The following is a 22,590-nucleotide window of genomic DNA, read 5'->3' as shown; positions in this document are numbered from 1 at the left end:
TGCGTTGCGATAAAAATCAGGGAGAAATGTTAGAAATTTCTGACTGGAAACTAAAAGCCGTCTAAAATTTGTCTTCAATCCATTGTCGGACATGCAGGCGCCTGCGGGCCGCGCGCTTGTCCGGTTACACAAGAAATCCTTCACATGACATATCGTTTGGTGCACCTGCTTGCGGGTTCCGCGCTGCTGTTCGCCGTCGGCGCCGCCGGCGCTGCTGTTTCCATGGATGACGCTACCCCTGCCGCGCAGGAAGACGGCGTGCCGCGCTTCGAAATCCGCCGCTTCGACGTCCAGGGCAATACCCTGCTCACGTCCGCGCAGGTGCAAGCCTTGCTGGCGCCCTTTACGGGCGTGCAGCGCGATTTTTCCGACATCGCCCGCGCCGTCGAGGCGCTGGAAGCGGCCTACCGTGAGCGTGGTTACAGCGCCGTGCAGGTGCAATTGCCCGAGCAGGAACTGGAACGGGGCGTGGTGCGCCTGAGCGTGCTGCAAACGCCGCTGGGCAAGGTCGCCATCAGCGGCAACATCTACGCCGATGAGGCCAACGTGCGGCGCGCCTTGCCGTCTCTGCGCGAAGGCGAGACGCCGAACCTGCCGGCCCTGTCGCAAAGCCTGAAGCTGGCCAATGAAAACCCGGCGCGCAAGATCGAAGTGCGGCTGCAGGCCGACGAGCCGGCGGGCGCCATCGACGCCATCGTCACGGTGGCCGATGAAAAGCCGTGGAAAGCCATGCTCAACGTGGACAATACGGGCAATGCGCAAACGGGCAAGACACACGTGGGCGTCGTGCTCCAGCATGCCAACCTGTTCGGGCTCGACCATGTGGCCAGCCTGCAGTACACGAGTAGCCTGGAAAAGCCCGACAAGGTGGGCGTGTATGGCGCCGGCTACCATTTGCCGCTGTATGCGCTGGGCGACTCGATGGACTTTTTCGCCAGCTATTCGAACGTCGATTCGGGCAGCGTCTCGGCCGGCATCTTCGACCTGGCCGTCAGCGGCCAAGGCAGCATGGCCGGCATCCGCTACAACCAGAACTTTGCCCGCAGCGGCGACTTCGAACCCAAGCTCGTGTACGGCATCGATTACAAGGCTTACCGCAACAGCGTGCAGCTGTTCGGCATGGAACTGGGCGCCGACGTCACCGTGCATCCGCTCAGCATCAGCTACATCGGCAACTGGACCTTGCCCACGGGCGAGACGAGCGTGGCGGTCACCTTCGCGCACAATATCCCTGGCGGCAAGCATGGTGCGCAAGCCGATTTCGACCGGGTGCGCGCGCATGCGAAGGCCGCCTACAACACCTTGCGCCTGAGTGCCAGCACGGGGCGCGTGCTGGCCGGCGACTGGCAGTGGCGCGCGCTCGTCAATGCGCAAGTCACGCCGGACGCGCTGGTGCCGGGCGAGCAGTTCGGCGCCGGCGGCGCCGCGTCCGTGCGCGGCTTTGCCGAGCGCGAGGTATCGAATGATTCGGGCGTCAACCTGAACCTGGAGTGGTACACGCCGAACTGGTGCGGCCAGGCGCTCGGCTACCAATGCCGCGCGCTGGCGTTCTATGACACGGCCTGGCTGCGCCGCAACCATGGCTTGCCCGGCGAAAGCGCGTCGCAAGGCATCAGCAGCGGCGGCCTCGGCCTGCGTTTGCTGCTGAGCCGCTACGCCAATCTGCAACTCGATTACGCCCATGTCGTCAATGGCGGCGACACGGGACAGCGGGGCGCCAACCGCCTGCATTTCCGCCTCGCCTTGGCCTACTAGTATCAGGATGAACACCATGCACAACCACGTCCCGCACGCCTCCGCTTTCATCCTGACGCCGCCCTTTGCGCCGCCTTTGCGCCGCACGGCGCTGGCGCTGCTGCTGGCCGGCTGCTTCGGCGCCGCGCAGGCCAACCCCGCCTTGCCGCAGGTGGTCAACGGACAGGCCACGTTCAACCAGCAGGGCAATATCTTCTCGATCACGAACACGCCCAACACCATCATCAACTGGCAGAGCTTTTCCATCCATGCGGGCGAAATCACGCGCTTCATCCAGCAAAACGGCAATAGCGCCGTACTCAACCGCATCACGGGACAAGACCCCAGCAAGATCCTGGGCAGCCTGGAATCGAACGGCAAGGTCTTCCTGATCAACCCGAACGGCATCGTCTTCGGCCAGGGCGCGAAAGTGGACGTGAACGGGCTGGTCGCGTCCAGCCTGGGCATGACGAACGAGGATTTCCTGGCAGGCAAGCGCCAGTTCACGGCCGGCGGCGTGGCCGGCGGCGTCGGCAATGCGGGTACCATCAATGCGGGCAAGGGCGGGCAAGTGCTCCTGATCGCACCGAACGTGGAAAACACGGGCATCATCACGGCGCCAAATGGGGAAGTGATCCTGGCGGCGGGCCGCAGCGTGCAACTGGCCGACCCCGGCAATCCGCAATTGCGTGTGCTCGTCTCGGCACCAGGCGACCAGGCGCTGAACCTGGGCCAGATCATCGCCCAGGGCGGCGGCATCGGCATGGCCGGCGCGCTGGTCAGCCAGCGCGGCGTGCTCAACGCCAACAGCGCCGTCGTCGGCGAGAACGGCAGGATCGTGCTCAAGGCCAGCGGCAAGGCGCTGCTCGAGGCGGGCAGCGTCACCAGCGCCAGGGGCGCGGCGGGTAAAGGTGGCGACATCCAGGTGCTGGGCGAGCAGGTGGGTTTGCTGGGCAATGCGAAGGTCGATGCCAGCGGCACTGCGGGCGGCGGCACGGTCTTGCTGGGTGGCGACTACCAGGGCAAGAACGCGGCCGTGCAAAATGCGCGGCAAGTACTCGTCGGCAAGGACGCCAACATCAACGCCGATGCGATTGACAGCGGCAACGGCGGCAAGGTCATCGCCTGGGGCAATGAATCGGCGCAGGTGCACGGCAGCGTTTCCGCACGCGGCGGCGCACAGGGCGGCGACGGCGGCTTCGTGGAAACGTCCGGCCATTACCTGGCCGTCGACGGCGTCCGCGTCAATACGGACGCGGCGCGCGGCAAGCGCGGCAACTGGCTGCTTGACCCGTACGACATCACCGTGGTCTCCGGCGCGGGCGGCCAGCTGACTGACGTCGACCAGTTCGCCGACTCTCCGTCCACCGGCAACACCAGCATTGGCGCCGACCTCATTTCCGACGCCAGCAGCAACGTCACCTTGCAGGCCCTGCACCGCATCAATTTCAACAGCGCCATCCACATCACGCAGCAAGGCGTGGGCTTGACGGCGCAGGCGGGCGAAATCATCAATGTCAATGCGCCGATCACCACCAGTGGCGGGCATATCACGCTGTCGGCCAACGATGCGGCCGCAGGCATGGCTTATGGCGTCGGGTCGAACGTCAACCTGAATGCGGCGCTTGACAGCGGCAATGGCAACGTACGGCTGTCTGGCGCCGGCGTCACTTTCGGCGTCGGCTCGGTCAATGTCGGCAATGGCAACCTGGTCTTGCGCGCGAATGTCGCCGGTGGTGCCATCGATTTGACGGGCAGCGGCGATCAGCTGCTGGGCAGTGGCGTCACCGGCCAGACGGTGCTGTTGGAGGCGGACAACATCAGCATCAACGGCGCCATCAATGTTGGCGGCGCCACGGGCAATGCCGGGGTGACCATGCAGGCGTTCACGGCGGGACGGGAGATCGTGCTGGGCGACAAGCCCGGTAACGGCCTGCGCCTGACAAATGCCGAACTGAACCGCATCGCCGCCGGCAGCGTGCATATCGGCAGCGCCACTGGCGGTGACCTGACGGTGGAGCAGGCAGTCGATCTGGCGACGGTCGCGCCGGGCGGCGGCGTAAAAAACCTGGTGCTCGAAAGCGGCGGCAATGTACTCGTATCGAACACGCTGGCGCTGCGCCAGGATGGCAGCGGCATTGCCGCCACGGCCGGTGGCCTGCTGTCGGTCGCCAGCGGCGGCGGCCTGTCCGCCGGCGCGGTCAATCTGGTTGCCGACAATATGAGCCTGGGCGGCGGCGCGCAATCGGTAGCGGCCACGGCGGGCGGCACCGTCAGCCTGAGCCGCCGGTCCAGCGTGGGCACCATCACTCTGGGCACGGGGGCGGCGGACAATGCCAGCAGCCTGGGCCTGAGCGAGGCGGAATTGAAAACCATCAGCGCCGGCACGTTGCAAGTGGGCAGCGACAGTTTTGCCGGAGTCGTGAATCTCATCGGCGGGCTGGACCTGGCGTCGCAAGGCGAATTGAACCAGCTTGTGCTGCGCACGGGCGGCAATATCAATCTGAACGCCCCCCTCAGCGTGGCCAGGGGCTTGACCCTTGCTTCCGGCGGCAACATCAGTGCGAGCGGCGCCGTCAGCGTAGGCGGCGACTTCCTGCTCGATGGCGGACGCTGGGTGCAGAACAGCGCCAGCCTGCCCATGTTTTCCGCGCGCGGCTTCGGCATTGCGCAGGGCAGCTTCCTGCGCGCGTCCGACGGCGACGGCGGTGCGTCCTCGCCCTACCTGATCGCCGATATCTACGGCTTGCAAGGCATCGCCAGCCTGGGTCTGGGCAACAGCTATCGGCTGGCCGGCAATATCGACGCCAGCGGCACGGTCAACTGGAACGATGGCCAGGGCTTTGTGCCGATCGCTGGCGGCGGCAGCGGTTTTTCCGGCGTCTTCGATGGCGGCGGATTTGCTCTCAGCAATTTGAAAATCGACCGCACCCTGGCGTCCGGTTCGGCGGCAGGCCTGTTTGGCACCGTGCAGGGCGGCACCTTGCGCAACCTGACCCTGAGCGGCGGCAGCGTCACCGGCACGGCCAACGTGGGCGCGCTGGCGGGCAATGTCGTCAGCGGCACCGTCGATGGCGTGAACAGCAGCATGGCCGTCAGCGGCCAGCGCAATGTCGGCGGTCTGGTGGGCAGCAACGGCGGCGCCATCACCATGTCCAGCAGCAGCGGCGCCGTCACCGGCGTCAATGCCGACAATGGCGGCGCCATCGGCGGCCTGGCGGGATTGAATGCGTCCGTCGCTACCATCGCGACTTCGTACGCCACCGGCGTGGTGACGGGCGCGCGCGAGATGATTGGCGGCCTGGTCGGCAACAACCAGGGGGCGCTGAGCCAGTCTTATGCCACTGGCAATGTCACTGGCGCGCGCAGCATCGGCGGCCTGGTGGGCCTGAACGGCGGCACTATCGACGATGCGTACGCCAGCGGCGCCGTGGGCCGGGCCGGCAGTGCCGACCCCATCCTGGTCAGGGAAAACATGGGCGGGCTCGTTGGTGAAAGCACGGGCAGCGTCAGCCATGTCTTCAGCAGCGGTGCCGTGACCGGTGACGGCTATGCGGCCGTGGGCGCGGTGGCCGGCCGCGTCTCCGCCGGTTCCCCGTTCAGCTATGGTTTTTTCAATTATGAAACGTCGCTGGTGCAGATCGATGGCGGCGGCTCCAGCGGCCGCAGCACGGCGCAGATGCAGCAGCAGGGCAGCTTCAACGACTACAATTTCAGCAGCGTGTGGCGCATCTACGAAGGCTATACGACGCCGATGCTGAAGGCTTTCCTGAAGCCGCTGCAAGTGAATCTCTCGGGCAATGCCACGGGCAAGGTCTACGATGGCCAGCTGGCCGCCTTCCTCGGTTCGATCGGCTATGTGGGATTGCTCGACGGCGACACGGGCGTGAATGGCAACCTCGGCTACGGCAACGCGCGCAACGTGGGCAGCTACGCAGCGACGGGCCTGTGGTCGACCAAATACGACATCACCTTGGGCGGCACGACGACCTTTGCCATCACGCCGCGCGCGCTGACGGTGAGCATCGGCGGCAATGGCAAGGTCTATGACGGCACCCTGGACTACGACGGCGCCAGCTACGTGCTGGGCAATCTGGTGACGGGCGACAACATCAGCATCAATGGTAGTGCTGCTTTCCTCGACAAGAATGTGGGCGGCAGCAAGGCCGTGCACGCCAGCGGCCTGACCCTGGGCGGCAATGAACTGGGCAACTACAGCCTGGCCGCGATGACGGCGGACGGCACGGCTGCCATCACGGCGCGCGTCCTGAACTATGGCGTCTCGGGCGCGCAAAACCGCGTCTACGACGGCGGCTTGCAGGCAGCCCTGAATGGCTATTTCGAAGGCCTCGTGACGGGCGACCAGGTCGGCATGGCCGGCTTGCAGGGCAGTTTCCGCGACAAGAATGCGGGTACTGGCAAAGTGGTCGATTACCAGGTGGCAACGGGCCACCTGACGGGCGCCGATGCGGGCAACTATGTGCTTAATGGAAATGCGGGCAGCACCACGGCCGACATCACGGCGCGCACCCTGAACGTGAGCTTTAACGGCATCAACAAGACGTATGACGGCACGACGGCTGCGCAAGTGAGCTTTGGCGACGACCGCGTGCAGGGCGATGTCCTGACGCTGGCGGGCAATGCCGCGTTTGGCAACAAGAACGCGGGTACCGGCAAAGCCGTCACGGTGACGAACGTGGGCGTGAGCGGTACTGACGCGGGCAACTATGTGTTGAACACCAATGCGGGCAGCACCACGGCCGACATCACGGCGCGCACCCTGAACGTGAGCTTTAATGGCGTCAACAAGACCTACGACGGCACGACAGCGGCACAGGTTGGCTTTGGCGATGACCGCGTTCAAGGCGATGTCCTGACGGTGGCGGGCAATGCCGCGTTTGGCAACAAGAATGCGGGCACCGGCAAAACTGTCATGGTGGCGAACGTGGGCGTGAGCGGGACTGACGCGGGCAATTATGTGTTGAACGCCAATGCGGGCAGCACGACGGCCGACATCGCGGCGCGTACCCTGAACGTGAGTTTTACTGGCAGCAACAAGACCTATGACGGCACGACCGGTGCGCAAGTGAGCTTCGGCGACGACCGTGTGCAGGGCGATACTCTGGCGGTGGTGGGCAATGCGGTGTTTGGCAACAAGAATGCAGGTACCGGCAAAACCGTCACGGTGACGAACGTGGGCGTGAGCGGCACTGACGCGGGCAACTATGTGTTGAACACCAATGCTGGCAGCACCACGGCCGACATCGCGGCGCGCACCTTGAACGTGAGTTTTAATGGCGTCAACAAGACGTATGACGGCACGACAGGCGCACAGGTCGGCTTTGGCGACGACCGCGTGCAGGGCGATGTCCTGACGGTGGCCGGCAATGCCGCGTTTGGCAACAAGAACGCGGGTACCGGCAAAGCCGTCACGGTGACGAATGTCGCGTTGAGCGGTGGCGATGCGGGCAACTATGTGTTGAACACCAATGCTGGCAGCACCACGGCCGACATCACGGCGCGTACCCTGAACGTGAGTTTTACTGGCAGCAACAAGACCTATGACGGCACGACGGACGCACAGGTTGGCTTTGGCGATGACCGCGTCCAAGGTGACGTGCTGACGCTGGCGGGCAATGCGGCGTTTGACAACAAGAACGCTGGTGCCGGCAAGGCCGTCAATGTAAGCAATGTGGGCGTGAGCGGCGCCGATGCTGGTAACTATGTTTTGGGTGCCAACAGCGGTAGTACGACGGCCGACATCGCGGCACGCACCCTGAACGTGAGCTTTAACGGCATCAACAAGACCTACGATGGCACGACGGGCGCACAAGTGAACTTTGGCGACGACCGCGTGCAGGGCGATGTCCTGACGCTGGCGGGCAATGCCGCGTTTGGCAACAAGAATGCAGGTACCGGCAAAGCCGTCACGGTGACGAATGTCGCGTTGAGCGGCGGCGATGCCGGCAACTACGTGCTGGGCAGCAATGCTGGCAGTACCACGGCCGATATCGGCGCGCGGGCGCTGAACCTGTCCGGCGTGGCGGGCAACAAGGTCTACGATGGCACGACGGGTGCGCAGCTGAGTCTGGGCGATGACCGTGTCGCCGGCGACAGTTTAATAGCCTCGGCCATAGCCACCTTTGCGGACAAGAACGTGGGCACGGCCAAGGCGGTGCAGCTCAGCGGCGTGGCATTGACGGGCGCCGATGCGGGCAATTACTTTATCGTCTTGCCGACGGGTTTGCTGGCCAGCATCACGCCCGCCAGCCTGACCCTGGCAGGCTTGAACGCCGCCGGCAAGGTATATGACGGCACGACGTCCGCCACTGTCAGCGCGTCGGCGAACGGCGTGCTGGGCCAGGACCTGGTCAACGTCGTGGGCGGCAGCGGCAGCTTTGCCGACAAGAACGCGGGTGCCGGAAAACTGGTGACGGCCAGCGGTTTCCGGCTGGCGGGCGCCGATGCGGGCAACTACACCCTGGAAACGACGGGCGGCACGGCGCAGGCATCGATTGCGCAAAAACAATTGTCCACCTGGGTCGGCAGCGGCAACGGCTTGTGGAGCGATGCGGCCAACTGGGATGGCGGCGTCGTGCCGGAAGGCGCGAACGTGCTGGCTGTCGATTTTACAAACAGCAAGGGCATCGTCACCTACAGCGCGGCGGCCGGCAACACCATCCTGAAAAACCTGAACTCGGCGACGGGCTTGCTGTTGACGGGCGGTAGCCTGACCCTCGGCGAGAGCGCGCTGGACCGCTCCGTGCTGGGCGGCCTGGCCGGCCTGAAAATCAACGGCGGCAGCTTGTTGCTGAACGGCAGCCTGTCGGCGGACCGCTATGCGCAAGGTGGCGGCGTGCTGAGCGGCAATGGCAATCTGCTCGTGGCCAACAGTTTTAATCAGACTGCCGGCGCCATCCGGCTGGCAGGCCAGCTGGCCATTACGCAAGCGGCTGGCGACTTGCGCTTCGCCAGCGTGGCGGCGAACGACGTAAAGCTGAGCGCCTTGACCGGCGCCATCGGCCAGGATGGCGCGCTGCGCGCCGGTAGCCTGGTTGCGCAGGCACGCGATGGCATCGTGCTGGGCAATGCGGGCAACCAGGTAAGCAGTTTTACCGCCAGCAATAGCGCAGCGGGCGGCATTGCGCTGAACAATACCTCGGCGCCGGGCACCTTGACCTTGGGAACGCTCGTCACGGGCGCGGGCAATATCGCCATCGACAACACGGGCGGCGTCGCCGCTGGCAATATCAATGCGAATGGCGGCAACGTCAGCGTGACGGCGCACAGCCCCGTCACCGTCAACGGCAAGATCACGGGCAATGATATCGCGCTCAATGCCAGCACGGACGTGCTGCTCGGCGATGGCACGCAGTTGGCTGCCGCGCGCGATATCAGCCTGGTGGCTGGCGGAGACATCCGTGTCGGAGGCAATGCGAATATCGTCAGCGGCGGCAATTTCAGCGCCAGCGCGGGCGCTAGTGTGCGCTTTGCGGACACGGCAAGTTTTACCTTGCCGGCAGTGGGCAGCCTGAGCGTGCTGGCGAAAACAGGCAGCATCACGGGTGACGCGGGCGTGCGTGTCAACCGCCAGCGCAGCGGCGTGACCCTGCTGGCGCCGAATGGGGCGGTGAGCATGGCGGATGCCATCTTCCTGCCAGCGACGACCATCGACAAACCCGTGATCGACGCCGCCACGAACGCCGCCATCGACGACGCCTTGCGCATCATCAAGCAGGCCGACCGTGCCAATGATGTGCTCGTGTCGACGCCGCCAGCCAAGCCGGACGACAAGAAGAAAGACAGCAAGGATGTTGCCGATGCCACAGATAAACCTACAGGATACAAATTCGATGATGCCGCTAAAAAAATGTACTGCAATTAAGGCCTTGCTGTGGCTGGCCCTGATGTGCGTGGGCGCACACGCCTGGGCGGGGCAGGTGGCCGGTACCGTCATGCAATTGAGTGGTCCGCTGATGGCCAAGAAGATGGACGGCAAGGTGAAAATCCTGGCCATCAAGTCCGAGGTCGAGCAGGGTGACACCTTGCTGACGGAAAAGGAAACCTATGCCTTGATCAAGCTGATCGACAATAGCGAAATCATCCTGAAACCGAATACCAGTTTCGTGATCGAGCAATTCAGCTACACTGCCGAGCAGCCTGATGGCGACCATGCCATCTTCAGCTTGCTCAAGGGCGGCTTGCGCTCCGTCACCGGCCTGCTGGGCAAGCGCAACAAGGAGCGCTTCGAGATGAAGACGCCGGCCGCCACCATCGGCATCCGTGGCACCACCTTCATTGCCAGCTACGTGCCGCCGGCGGCACCTGGCGGGCCAGCGGCGCCCAAGGCTGGCCTGCCAGGTTTGTATGTGCAGGTGCTCGATGGCATGATTCATGTGACCAATCCTGCGGGCACGCTCAACTTTGCCCCGGGCCAGTTCGGTTTTACGCCCAACTTCCAGCAGCCGCCCACGCTGCTGCCCGTCAATCCTGGCATAAAGTTCACGCCACCAGCTGCCTTTGTGCCATCGTCCTCAAGCGGCGGCGGTCCCGCCGGCGGCAGCAAGCCTGCCGCCATCGATTGCGTGGTGCGCTAGGTTTTTCACGCAAGCCCGGGAAACCCCTGAAAATAGGGCTTGACCTTCCCATCGTTGGATAGCAGATCCTGACCTTATTCGTTAATCTTTCGGACAGGATCTGCCATGAACCAGAGTGCACTCGCTCCCGCCACTTCCCCTCCCGCCGCCGCGCATGCGCAGGCGCTGGCCATCGAAGGCATGAGCTGCGCCTCGTGCGTGGGCCGCGTGGAAAAAGCCCTGGCCGCCGTGCCCGGCGTGACCCAGGCCAGCGTCAACCTGGCCACCGAAGTGGCCAAAATCAGTTCCGACACGCCGATTCCACTGGCCACCTTGCAGGCGGCCGTGGAAAAGGCCGGCTATACGGTAGCGCAGCGCGAAATCGACCTGAACATCGCCGGCATGACGTGCGCCTCTTGCGTGGGCCGGGTGGAAAAAGCCCTGCTGAAGGTGCCGGGCGTGCTGGCCGCCAGCGTCAACCTGGCGACGGAAAGCGCGCGCATCAAGGTGACGGGCGGTCTGGAAGCGGGCGCCCTGATCGCCGCCATCGACAAGGCCGGCTATGCAGCCACCGTGCCCGCCGCCAGCCAGGCCAGCGCGCCCGCTGCCGCACCCAACCGCGACGGCATGAAAGTGGCGTTCGCGGCCGTGCTGGCTTTCCCCTTGATGCTGCCGATGCTGCTCGAATGGGCCGGCATCCATCTGATGCTGCCAGGCTGGCTGCAATTCGCGCTGGCCACGCCCGTGCAGTTTTACTTTGGCGCGCGCTTCTACAAGGCCGGCTGGAAGGCGGCTCGCGCCGGCAGCGGCAATATGGATCTGCTCGTCGCGCTGGGGACGAGCGCCGCGTATGGCTTGTCCGTCTACCAATGGCTGACGGCGGGCGAAATACTGCCGCACCTGTATTTTGAAGCATCGGCCGTCGTCATCACTTTGGTGTTGTTGGGCAAATGGCTGGAAAGCCGCGCCAAGCGCCAGACGGCTTCCGCCATCCGCGCGCTGCAAGTCTTGCGTCCGGAATCGGCCCGCGTGCGTCGCGACGGCATCGAGATCGACTTGCCCGTGGAACAAGTAAAAGTGGGTGACCTGGTGGTCATCCGTCCCGGCGAGCGGGTGGCCGTCGATGGCGTGGTGGTGGAAGGCGCCAGCCAGATCAACGAGTCGCTGATCACGGGCGAAAGCTTGCCGGTCGATAAGCATCCGGGTGACAAGGTCACGGGCGGCGCCATCAATGCCGATGGTTTATTGCTGGTGCGCACGCAAGCGGTGGGTGGCGAGACGACCTTGTCGCGCATCATCCGCCTGGTGGAAGATGCCCAGGCGGCCAAGGCGCCGATCCAGCATCTGGTCGACAAGGTCAGCGCAATCTTCGTGCCCGTGGTGCTGGTGCTGGCGCTGCTGACCATGCTGGGCTGGTGGTTCGCCACTGGCGAGCTGGAGAATGCCATCATCAATGCCGTGGCCGTGCTGGTCATCGCCTGTCCCTGCGCGCTGGGCCTGGCCACGCCGACGGCCATCATGGCCGGCACGGGCGTGGCTGCCCGCTACGGCATCCTGATCAAGGATGCGGAAGCGCTGGAAGTGGCGCACGCCGTCAATACCGTCGTGTTCGACAAGACGGGCACGCTGACGGTGGGCAAACCTGCGCTGGCGGCCCTGCATGCACACGGCATCGACGATGCCCGCCTGTTGCAGCTGGCGGCCAGCATCCAGCGTGGCAGCGAGCACAGCCTGGCGACGGCCGTACTCGACGCGGCGGCCGCGCGCCACATCGAACCGTTGCCAGCCACGGGCCTGTCGGCCTTGCCGGGCCGCGGCTTGGCGGCCCACGTCGATGGCCTGGAATTGAAATTGGGCAGCACGCGGCTGATGCAGGAGTTGAAGGTGGACATGGCGCCGTTGGCGGAACAGGCCTTGTCGCTGGAGAACACGGGCAACACGATCTCGTGGCTGGCCTCGGGAACGGAACTGCTGGGTCTGTTCGCCTTTTCCGACCAGGTCAAGCCGAACGCGCAGGCGGCCATCGCCCATCTGCACAGCCTCGGCATCCAGACGGTGATGCTGACCGGGGACAACCAGGGCAGCGCCGACGCTGTGGGCAAGCTGCTGGGTATCGACACGGTGGCGGCGAAAATGCTGCCGGCCGATAAAACCGCTAAAATCGTCGCGCTGAAAGGCGAGGGCGCGAAAGTGGCCATGGTGGGCGACGGCATCAACGACGCGCCCGCGCTGGCGGCCGCCGACGTGGGCATCGCCATGTCGACGGGCACGGACGTTGCCATGCATGCGGCTGGCATCACCCTGATGCGCGGCGATCCGGCCCTGGTGGCGGATGCCATCGATATCTCGCGCCGCACGTACAGCAAGATACGGCAGAATCTGTTCTGGGCCTTCATTTATAACCTGATTGGCATTCCGCTGGCCGCCTTCGGCCTGCTCAACCCCATGGTGGCGGGCGCGGCGATGGCCTTCAGTTCCGTCAGCGTGATCAGCAATGCCCTGTTGCTGCGCCGCTGGAAAGCCCGCAGTGCGCATACCAAGGAGTCATAGGATGAATATCGGCCAGGCGGCAAGCGAGACGGGCGTATCGGCAAAAATGATACGCTACTATGAAAGCATTACTTTGTTAAAACCCAGCGCGCGCAGCGACGCCGGTTACCGCATCTACACGCCGAACGACTTGCACGCGCTGCGTTTCATCAAGCGCGGGCGGGGCCTGGGCTTTTCGCTCGAGCAGATCCGCGAACTGCTGTCGCTGTGGCAAAACGATCAGCGCGCCAGCGCGGACGTAAAAGGCATCGCCCTGGCCCACGTGGCGGACTTGAATCAGCGGATCGCCGAACTGACGGAAATGCGCGATACCCTGGCCCACCTGGCGCAATCGTGCCACGGCGACGACAAGCCTGATTGCCCCATCCTGCAAAGCCTGGGGCTGGCCGGCGACAAGGAAGCGAAAGCATGTTGCCCTTGATGTAAGTCAACGGAGGTGCATATGGCGTATGAACTGTACTACTGGCCCACGATACAGGGGCGTGGCGAATTCATCCGGCTGGCCCTGGAAGAGGCGGACGCCGAGTACCGCGATGTCGCCCGTTTGCCTGAGCGCAAGGGGCAAGGCGTTCCCGCCATGCTGGCCTGCCTCGACGGCGGCAGCACGCCACAGGCCGCCTACGCCCCGCCTGTGCTGCGCGATGGCGAGCTGCTGATCGGCCAGACGACGAATATCCTTTTTTACCTGGGCCGGCGCGTGGGCCTGGCGCCGCGCGCGGAAAGCGGCCGTTTGTGGCTGAACCAGCTGCAACTGACGATGGCCGACTGGCTGACGGAAGTGCACGACACGCACCATCCGCTGTCGATGAATCAATATTACGAAGAGCAAAAGCAGGCGGCCATGCTGCGCAGCGCGGATTTCCGCCAAACACGTTTACCCAAGTTTCTCGATTATTTCACGCAAGTGTTGCTGAACAGCCGCGGCCAGTATCTGGTGGGCGCCAGGCTCACGTATGGCGACCTGTCGCTGTTTCAGATGCTGGCTGGCCTGCAGTATGCGTTTCCGCAAGCCATGGCGCGCCTGGCGCCGCAGTATCCTGCCTTGTTTGCGCTGCACGATATGGTGGCGGCGCTGCCGAATATTGCCCGCTACCTGAGGTCGAAGCGCAGGATACCCTTCAACGAGGAAGGCATCTTCCGCCATTATCCTGAACTGGATGGATAAAAAAACAGCCGGCGCAAAGGCCGGCTGTCGTGACGCTGCTGTGGCTGTTATTGCGCGCTGGTGACGGGAAATCCCGCCTCCACGATGGCCGCGCTGATGGCGCCCAGTTCGGCGGGCGATTCCACCGTGACGCGTTTGCTGGCCAGGTCGATCTGCACCTGGGCTTGCGGATCGATGGCTTGCACCGCTTTCGTGACCGAGCCGACGCAATGGCCGCAGCTCATGTTTTCAACTTGTAACTGATACATGGCAAGCACTCCTTCAATGGTTAAGTGTGTCCACTGTAAGCCTTCCCCCGATGGTAAGGTCAAGGGGAAAGCTGCCCTACGGGTCAATTCAGCAGGAAATCGACGGCTTGCATGGGCGGCGGCACCTTGTCGTCCTGCACGGATTCGCGCAAGCTGATGTCGATGGCGCGGCACATGGCCGACAGAGGCAGATCGTTCGCATCCTCGCCGAACGGTTCCTCTATCTCGTCGCCCAGCGCGTCGAGGCCAAAGAAGGTGTAGGCGACGATGGCGACGACGAACGGCGTCATGAATCCGAGCGAATCGACGAGGCCGAAGGGCAGCAGGAAACAGTACAGGTAGGCTGTGCGGTGCAGCAGCAGCGAATACGAAAACGGAATCGGCGTGCTGCGGATGCGTTCGCACGAAGCGCCCGCCGCCACCATGGCCGAGACCGTGTTATCGATCTGCGTGGCCAGGATGCTGTCGATACGGCCCTGCCGGACGCAGTCGGCCAGGTCGTGGCCCATCTGCAGCATCAGGTAGTCGGACGGGTTCGCCGCCTTGCAGGCCGCGTCCCATTCGGCCGGGCGCAGCAGCGGCTGCAAGTCGGCCGGCCCGCGCGTGTCGCGCAACTGGTGGCGCAAGGCGTGGCAAAAGGCGATGGTGCGGTAAATCATGCGCACGCGCACGTCTTCCAGGCCCAGCCTGGCGTGGGCCGGCGTGTCGCCGCGTATCATCGTCTGGCACTGGCGCGAGAAATTACGGCTGCGCAAGACCAGTTCGCCCCACAGCTTGCGCGCTTCCCAGTAGCGGTCGTAGGCGGCCGTGTTGCGAAAGCCCAGGAAGATGGCCAGCGGCAAGCCGATCAGGGTAAACGGGATGGTCGTGAGGATCACCTTGTGGTCGAACAGGGTGCCGTGGCACCAGGTGACGAGGGTGGCGATCAGGGTGTTGACGATGAGCGTGGTGCGGATGCGCGGCAGGACGGAACCGCGTACCACGAGGAACAGCCGCAGCGCCGATGGACGCTCGCGCACGATCATGTTGTGCTCCCCGTTTGGGAGCGGGCTGGCGGGGAACGGCGCGCCCGGTGATGGTTAAAAGGGGTAAGACGGAACGGCAATGGCCGGGAACAAAAAGCCCGCGATATATGCGGGCTGAGCAGGGTGTGCATGGGAAGCAGAGTAGGGGAGACGGATTGAGTATAGGCCGCCGTTTCTCTTCAGGCCAATTCACAGTGATAATGGGTATTATTCATTTCATGAATGAATATTTCATTTGTAATTTAAATTCACATAACTACTGAAATTACTGTTTCTTTTTCCGTCGGGGCCAGTCGCAATCGAGCAAGTCGCATGGGTTGCAGGAACAATGGTGGCAGTCCGGCGACGGGATGTCGCAATCGCAAAAGCCTGCCTGGGCCAGATGTCTGCCGCTGCGTCGTGCCTGCGGATGCAGCGCGAGGTGCTGGCGATGCCGTTCGCCGCAGGCGCGCAAGCGGCGTTGCAACAGGGGCAGGCCCGTGCGCAAGCCATGACGTTCAATCACCCGGTAGCCATAGGCGGAGCAGCTGTCGCGCCCCGTCAGCACGCGGTAGGCGCAGGAAAAACCCTTCCATGGGGACAGGTAGCGCTGGTAGGCGCGAATGGCCCACAGGGCCAGGCGTTTGCCGCAAGTGTCGAATGAGAAAATGCCAGCTCCTTTACCGGGGGCGTCAAGACGGTGGTGCGAGCATACGACAAGTGTCCAAAAAATAAGGCTATGTCACCGTCAGATGTGGGAATCCTCCCAGCGTTGCTCTCAATAACGTTTCTGGCGAGCGGATGCGCCTGGCATCGAGTATCCAGCGCCATCCCAGGTAATTCGGCAGGTAGCGCGTCGCCACACCGTGAAACGGCCCCAGCCATTGCCGCAAACGGCTGTGATACGCATTGACGTTCTGCACGTGGGCAGCGCCCTGTACGCGGATGCCGGCGCGCAAGTTGACGGCCTGGTGGCTGATGCCAGCCTCCCTGGCAAAATCCCGGTAGGCGGCATGGCCATCGGTGACCAGCAGCACGTCCTTGTCGATGACAGGTAACAGGCAATGATGCAACTGCGCCTTGGTCAGCGCCCCTTTGCCCGTGATGAAGTCCAAGGTCTGGCCCGTGCGGTCACGCGCCACCAGAATGCAGACCTGTTCATTGGAAATGCCGCGTTTGTGGGCATGGCCGCCCCGGCGGCGCGCCGGACGCGTCATGTTTCTGGATCCCTTTTCCGATTCCAGCAGATATAACTCGTCTGCCTCGGCGATGCAATGCAGGCCATGCGGCCGATCCGTCTTTGCCAGCGATAAAAACCGGTGACGCCAGCGAAACGTGGTATTGCGGTGCACGCCCAGTTGTAACGCCGCCTTGCGCACGGAATCCGATGCCAGCAGACAATCGGCGTAGTCGAGCCACAGCGCCTTGTGGCGCAAGCGGGCCAGCGGCGTGCCCGTCAAGGCATTGAAGGTGCGCCCGCACGGCACGCAGCGGTAGCGCTGCAGGCCGTGCGCATGGCCGTGCCGGTGCAGGTGCGCCGAGTGGCAGGCGGGACAGACCAATCGCGGCTGCGCCACACTTTCCAGCAGCGCGACGGTCGCGTCGTGTGGCGCGTTGCCACGCAGCAGGGCAATGCCTGCCTGCCGCTGGCGCCGGTTCAACTGCGCAAACTGCGCGATAAAACTGATCCATTCGGCTGGCTGCATGATCTGCTCCCTGCGTGGTGAGTATGCAGAGTCAGACAACACAAGCAAGGGAAGATTCCGGCATTTCCCCTATTTGCCGATGACAGAGCCTAAAATAATAGCGTCAGCGGCCTAGGCAGCCATGATTTTCCAGCCATACCAGCCGAACGCCGCCACCCACGCCAGCAAGATAGCCAGCCCCGGCAGCAATAACCACTTCGCCACAGACTCTTCCCACGCCACATACGGCTTGCCGCCGCGCGCGATGGCCAGCAGCGCCTGGCCCCCGTTCAAGCCGGCAAACGGCAGCAGGTTAAACGCGCACAGTTTCAATGAGAACAGGGCGAACACGAGCGCAAAGCCGTGCGTGCGGGCAAAGCTTTCTCCATCACCCAGCAATGCCTGCGCCGCCGACAACGGCGCCAGCGCACCGTGGATGATCTGTCCGAAGGCAGCGACAAAGCTCTCCCAGCCCGAGGCTCCCATGATGCCCAGCGACAAGGCCAGCAGCACTCCCACTCCGCTCAATGGCAGCAGCACCTGCTTCCACAGCGGCTGGAAGTTATAGGCGTCCAGGCAGCGATCATCGTCATACAAGGTTTCCGCGCGCGTATCCTTCAGCACCACATTGCCGGCCAGCGGCAGCAGCTTGAGGTGGATTTTCCCCACGGTCAGCAGGGTCGGCCCCACGCCGTAGCTGACGCTGCGCACGGTGATGCCGAATGCGCGAGCGCACGCGGCCATGATGGAAATGTGGATGAGCATGAAAAGGACGAAGCAGAGCAGCAACTGGAGGGCGGGGTGCATCGGATATGGTGTCCTGAATGAAAGGAGCGGTATTAGAACATGCCGCCACGAAAAGTCGCGCACATGAAAAAAGCCCCGGCCGCATCGCTGCAACCGGGGCTTTCGATCGTGAACGCGGCGTTGAAGCCGCGCTGATAATAACTTACAGCACTTCGCTGGCGTGGTCGGCCAGGCGCGAACGCTCGCCGCGGGCCAGGGTGACGTGGCCGCTGTGGGTCCAGCCCTTGAAGCGGTCGACCACATAGGTCAGGCCGCTCGAGCCTTCCGTCAGGTACGGCGTGTCGATCTGTGCGATGTTGCCCAGGCACAGGATCTTCGTGCCGGGACCGGCGCGCGTGACGAGGGTCTTGACTTGCTTCGGCGTCAAGTTCTGTGCTTCATCGATGATGAGGAACTTGTTGACGAACGTGCGGCCGCGCATGAAGTTGAGCGACTTGATCTTGATGCGCGAGCGGATCAGGTCTTGCGTTGCCGCACGGCCCCATTCACCGCCATCGGAGTCGGACTTGTTCAGCACTTCCAGGTTGTCGTCGAAAGCGCCCATCCATGGCGACATCTTTTCTTCTTCCGTGCCTGGCAGGAAACCGATGTCTTCGCCCACCGGCACCGTGACGCGGGTGACGATGATTTCATTGTAGAGCTTGGTTTCCAGCACTTGCGCCAGGCCGGCGGCCAGGGCCAGCAGGGTCTTGCCGGTACCGGCCTGGCCCAGCAGGGTGACGAAGTCGCATTCCGGATTCATCAGCAAGTTCAGCGCGAAATTCTGTTCGCGGTTGCGCGCCGTCACGCCCCACACATTGTTCTTTGTGTGGCTGAAGTCGCGCAGGGTTTGCAGCACGGCCGTCTTGCCGTTGATCTGTTTCACCTGGCCATAGAACGGCGTTTCGCCGTTTTTCGGTTCCAGATAGATAAACTGGTTGACCAGCAAGGAAGGAATGAACGGGCCCGTCACACGGTAGAACGTGGAGCTGTAGCCGTTCTTGCTTTCCTGCCACGATTCCATGTCCTTGCCATGCTTGTTCCAGAAGTCGTCTGGCAATTGCACGATGCCCGAATACAGCAAGTCCGTGTCTTCCAGCACATGGTCGTTGAAGTAATCTTCGGCCGGCAAGCCCAGCGCGCGCGCCTTGATGCGCATGTTGATGTCTTTCGACACCAAGACGACAGGGCGGCCTTCCTGTTCCGATTCGAGCGAGCGCACGACGGCGAGGATCTGGTTGTCGGCCTTGCCCACTGGCAAGCCAGCCGGCAGGTCGGCGCTTTGCAAGCGCGTCTGGAAGAACAGGCGGCCCTTGGCATCCTTGTTGCCCAGCTTGGACAGCAGGATGCCGTGTTCGATGGCGTCGTCGTCCGTGTTGCTGATCAGGGCGTCCAAGGTGCGCGAGACCTGGCGTGCATTGCGCGCCACTTCCGTCATGCCCTTTTTATGGTTGTCCAGCTCTTCCAGGGTCATCATCGGCAGGTACACGTCGTGTTCCTCGAAGCGGAACAGCGACGATGGATCATGCATCAGCACGTTCGTGTCGAGCACGAACAGCTTGCTGATGCCGCGCTGGTCGGCGGCGCGGCTGGCGGACGACTTGAGCTGCACTTCCACAGGCTTGTGCTTGGCCGGATGCGGTTGCTCGGCTTGCTTGAGGGGCTTGATCGGCGTGACCTTGCCTTTTGCGGCCGGCTTGGCTTTCGCTGCGGGCGCAGCAACGGTGGCAGGCGTGGCCGCAACAGGCGCAGGTGCAGGCGCTGCTGGCTTGGCGACCATCAGGGCCGCCACTTGCTTGATCTTCGTGGCCGCATTGCGGACCGGTTTGGCAACTTCGGCGATCGCCGTTTCAATGATCGGTGCAGCCACTTTCTTGGCTGCCGGGGTTTTGGTGGCCGGGCGCGCTGCGCCTGCGGTTGGGTAATCTTGGGTGGCCAGGATGGTGGCTGGCTTGCTCGGTAATTTTGGCAGTGGCATCAGGATCTCAATCAAAAAATTTCTGGAATGAATCTCCCATGGGCAGCCAGCTTCTGGCGGCACTTCTCATGGGGGGATGCGAGGGGAACAACAATGCTACAGGACGAGAAACTGCCGGAAGGCCGGCAGCATGGCCGGTCATGGACGCCATCGGCGGGCTGCTGGCCCGCCTGGCGGAGTGGATGGAGGCGCTTCGTTGACTCAAAATGGCGATAGGTACCGTGAACTGAACTGCGGTTGAACCAGGCTCGCTGGAAGCCGACAACACGCATTGGATCAACATGGACGATCAATTCAGATGCGCTACGAATTCCAGCACTTCTTCCACGTGAGTTGCGACCTTCACGCCTCTCCATTCTTTCACCAATCGGCCCTGGGCGTCAATCACAAACGTACTGCGCTCGACGCCGCGGACCGTCTTGCCGTACATCTGTTTCATCTTCATGACGTTAAACAGCAGGCAAACGGCTTCGTCCGGGTCGGAAATGAGCTCGAATGGCAGCTCGAGCTTGGCCTTGAAGCTTTCGTGCGAGCGCAGGGAATCGCGGCTGATGCCATAGATTTCCACGCCGGCGGCGACGAATTGCGGATACGCATCGCGGAAAGCGATATTTTCCGTGGTGCAGCCAGGGGTGTTGTCCTTCGGATAGAAAAACAGCACGGTGGCCTTGGCCGGGCGGCCCAGCAACTGAAAGGTTTTGCCGCTGGTCATGGCGGCGCTAAAGTCGGGTATGCTAACGAGGGATTGGCTATCAGCCACAGGTTCTCTCCTGAACGGTGATCATCAGCGCTGGTTTTTAATCTGGCAACGCATCCAGGTGCAACAATACAGCATTCAGGCCGCTTTGCCCTGCACAATCAGGCGTCCCGAACGCCCGGGCAACTCATCCCAGGTGATGGGGCAAACGGGCAAGTCCGCATCTTTTATCTTTTCATAGTAATCGCCCATCGCTGCAAACCGGTAGCCCTGGGCTTTCCAGCCAGCCAGCAGTTGTTCGAAAATGGGGGCGAGTTTCTGTCCTTCAAGTTCCGCATGCAAGGTATACACGTGATCGCGGGGATTATCCGCTGTCAGCGACAATATATGCGCGGCAACATTGCCGGTGGTGATCAGTTTGCCGTCGATTTCACAACCCAGCAGTTCGTCCAAGGTGGGCAGCGTGGTCGGCAGTTGCACGCATTGCAGGATGGTGTTGCCGTTGCGCACGCGGTGCGGGCCTTGCGACGGCTGCGCCATGGCGCCGCGCGCGTCGAGCATGGCGCGGCCATCGGAGGCAAAGCGGTAGCCGGCCGTGTCGTGCTCGACAAAGGCGCTGACGTTCATTTGCCAGCCGGCCGCGCCGTGCGTGTGCGGCTTGGTGCCAAACACCTGTTCGTAGCGGTTGGCGGCCTTGCGCATCATGTTGATGGTCCAGGCGGCGTTGCGCTTGGCCACGTTGTCTTGCCACAGGGTGTGATCCCATGTGTGGATGCCGCACTCGAAACCGGCATCGCGCACGGCGCGCAATTGCGCCGCGCATTGCTTGCCGATATCGGGTCCCGGCAGCAAGGTGCCGTACATCAATGTTTTCAAGCCGTAGTGCTCGACTACCGACGTGCGCGACACCTTGCTGAAAAAGCCGGGCCGCAAGGCGCGCCGCAAGGCCCAGCCCGTGTGGTCTGGGCCCAGCGAGAACAGAAAGGTGGCCTTGGCCTGGTGCGCGGCCAGTATGCGCACCAGATTGCCCATGCCTTCACGGGTGCCGCGATAGGTATCGACGTCGATTTTCAGGGTCAGGAACGGCTTGCTCAACATTAATCCATCAGGGCTTTGGCTTGGGCTACCTGGCTGCGGTAGGCGTCGAAAATATTGCGCAGGGAATCGGCCATGGTGGTGGTCGGTGCCCAGCCCAGCTCTTCGCAGGTATTCGTGATTTTCGGCACGCGGTTTTGCACGTCCTGGTAGCCGGCACCGTAGTAGGCGCCCGAAGTCGTTTCCACGATGTTCACGTGTTTCGCGCCTTCGGCGTATTCCGGGTACTCGGCGGCCAGGGTCAGCATCATGCCGGCCAGGTCGCGGATCGAATAGTTATTGGTCGGATTGCCAATGTTGTAGATCTTGCCGCTGGCGATGCCGTTCTTGTTGGCGATGATGCGCATCAGCGCATCGATGCCGTCGTCGATGTAGGTGAACGCGCGTTTTTGCGCGCCGCCGTCGACCAGCGAGATGTTTTCGCCGCGCACGATATGGCCGAAGAATTGCGTCACCACGCGCGATGAGCCTTCTTTTGGCGTGTGGATCGAGTCCAGGCCCGCGCCGATCCAGTTGAATGGACGGAACAGGGTGAAGTTCAAGCCTTCCATGCCGTAGCCCCAGATCACGCGGTCCATCAGCTGCTTGGCGTTCGAATAGATCCAGCGCGGCTTGTTGATCGGGCCGCAGATCAGTTCCGAGTTTTCCGGATCGAATTCCTCGTCATGGCACATGCCATACACTTCCGAGGTCGACGGGAAGACCAGGTGCTTGCCGTACTTGGCGGCCGAGCGGACGATAGGCAGGTTGGCTTCGAAGTCCAGTTCGAAGACGCGCAACGGCTGCTTGACGTAGGTCGAAGGCGTGGCGATGGCCACCAGCGGCAGGATCACGTCGCATTTCTTGACGTGGTACTCGACCCATTCCTTGTTGATCGTGATGTCGCCTTCAAAGAAGTGCATGCGCGACTTGTAGTTGTCATCTTCCAGCAATTCCGTGATGCGGTCCGTGTTCATGTCCATGCCGTAGACATGCCAGTCGGTGGTTTCCAGGATGCGCTTGGACAGGTGGTGGCCGATGAAGCCGTTGACGCCTAAGATGAGGACTTTTTTCATGTGAGATTCTCTTGTGT

The 22,590-nt window shown here is 62.9% G+C and carries 15 protein-coding genes; 6 read left to right on the top strand and 9 right to left on the bottom strand.

The window, feature by feature from the left end:
• Window positions 1-144 precede the first annotated feature (144 nt).
• The 6 genes from OPV09_RS22435 to OPV09_RS22410 all read left to right on the top strand — a co-directional run bounded on the left by OPV09_RS22435 (window position 145) and on the right by OPV09_RS22410 (window position 14,025).
• Window positions 145-1,755, top strand: a complete 1,611-nt coding sequence (locus tag OPV09_RS22435) for a ShlB/FhaC/HecB family hemolysin secretion/activation protein (protein WP_338679409.1) — start codon at window positions 145-147, stop codon at window positions 1,753-1,755.
• 16 nt (window positions 1,756-1,771) lie between these two features.
• A complete protein-coding gene (locus OPV09_RS22430) occupies window positions 1,772-9,619 on the top strand; it encodes a YDG domain-containing protein (RefSeq protein WP_338679408.1) in 7,848 nt (2,615 codons plus the stop codon).
• Window positions 9,588-10,331, top strand: coding sequence for a FecR family protein (locus tag OPV09_RS22425; protein ID WP_338679407.1), 744 nt, complete (start codon window positions 9,588-9,590; stop codon window positions 10,329-10,331). Before OPV09_RS22430 ends, OPV09_RS22425 begins: the two co-directional genes overlap by 32 nt.
• A 105-nt stretch (window positions 10,332-10,436) precedes the next feature.
• Window positions 10,437-12,860, top strand: coding sequence for a heavy metal translocating P-type ATPase (locus OPV09_RS22420; RefSeq protein ID WP_338679406.1), 2,424 nt, complete (start codon window positions 10,437-10,439; stop codon window positions 12,858-12,860).
• 1 nt (window position 12,861) lies between these two features.
• On the top strand, window positions 12,862-13,281 hold the full coding sequence (cueR, locus tag OPV09_RS22415; RefSeq protein WP_034750463.1) for a Cu(I)-responsive transcriptional regulator: 420 nt from the start codon (window positions 12,862-12,864) through the stop codon (window positions 13,279-13,281).
• Between the two features lie 21 nt (window positions 13,282-13,302).
• Window positions 13,303-14,025, top strand: coding sequence for a glutathione S-transferase (locus tag OPV09_RS22410; RefSeq protein ID WP_338679405.1), 723 nt, complete (start codon window positions 13,303-13,305; stop codon window positions 14,023-14,025).
• Between the two features lie 47 nt (window positions 14,026-14,072).
• Here OPV09_RS22410 and OPV09_RS22405 read toward each other — a convergent pair whose 3' ends face one another.
• From OPV09_RS22405 to OPV09_RS22365, 9 genes are all read right to left on the bottom strand, one after another.
• Window positions 14,073-14,273, bottom strand: coding sequence for a heavy-metal-associated domain-containing protein (locus tag OPV09_RS22405; protein WP_034750458.1), 201 nt, complete (start codon window positions 14,271-14,273; stop codon window positions 14,073-14,075).
• Window positions 14,274-14,356: 83 nt separating this feature from the next.
• Window positions 14,357-15,298 carry a bestrophin family protein gene (locus tag OPV09_RS22400; RefSeq protein ID WP_034750456.1) on the bottom strand — a complete coding sequence of 314 codons (942 nt, stop codon included), beginning with the start codon at window positions 15,296-15,298 and terminating at the stop codon, window positions 14,357-14,359.
• A gap of 265 nt (window positions 15,299-15,563) precedes the next feature.
• A complete protein-coding gene (yidD, locus tag OPV09_RS22395; RefSeq protein ID WP_338682349.1) occupies window positions 15,564-15,911 on the bottom strand; it encodes a membrane protein insertion efficiency factor YidD in 348 nt (115 codons plus the stop codon).
• A gap of 103 nt (window positions 15,912-16,014) precedes the next feature.
• Window positions 16,015-16,983, bottom strand: coding sequence for an IS1595 family transposase (locus OPV09_RS22390; RefSeq protein ID WP_338679404.1), 969 nt, complete (start codon window positions 16,981-16,983; stop codon window positions 16,015-16,017).
• Window positions 16,984-17,094: 111 nt separating this feature from the next.
• The gene (locus OPV09_RS22385; RefSeq protein ID WP_338679403.1) at window positions 17,095-17,769 is read right to left on the bottom strand and encodes a site-2 protease family protein; all 675 of its coding nucleotides are present in this window, start codon (window positions 17,767-17,769) and stop codon (window positions 17,095-17,097) included.
• Window positions 17,770-17,911: 142 nt separating this feature from the next.
• Window positions 17,912-19,726, bottom strand: a complete 1,815-nt coding sequence (locus OPV09_RS22380) for a PhoH family protein (protein WP_338679402.1) — start codon at window positions 19,724-19,726, stop codon at window positions 17,912-17,914.
• A gap of 289 nt (window positions 19,727-20,015) precedes the next feature.
• Window positions 20,016-20,486 carry a peroxiredoxin gene (locus OPV09_RS22375; RefSeq protein ID WP_034750445.1) on the bottom strand — a complete coding sequence of 157 codons (471 nt, stop codon included), beginning with the start codon at window positions 20,484-20,486 and terminating at the stop codon, window positions 20,016-20,018.
• A gap of 75 nt (window positions 20,487-20,561) precedes the next feature.
• Window positions 20,562-21,521, bottom strand: a complete 960-nt coding sequence (locus OPV09_RS22370; protein WP_070305177.1) for a polysaccharide deacetylase family protein — start codon at window positions 21,519-21,521, stop codon at window positions 20,562-20,564.
• Window positions 21,521-22,573: a bifunctional UDP-4-keto-pentose/UDP-xylose synthase gene (locus tag OPV09_RS22365; protein WP_034750441.1), complete on the bottom strand. Its 1,053-nt coding sequence runs from the start codon at window positions 22,571-22,573 to the stop codon at window positions 21,521-21,523. Before OPV09_RS22365 ends, OPV09_RS22370 begins: the two co-directional genes overlap by 1 nt.
• Window positions 22,574-22,590: the final 17 nt, after the last annotated feature.

Origin of the sequence: Janthinobacterium sp. TB1-E2, from assembly GCF_036885605.1 — a bacterium.
Lineage (GTDB): Bacteria > Pseudomonadota > Gammaproteobacteria > Burkholderiales > Burkholderiaceae_D > Janthinobacterium > Janthinobacterium aestuarii.
This window is presented reverse-complemented; position numbering and strand designations above follow the sequence as displayed.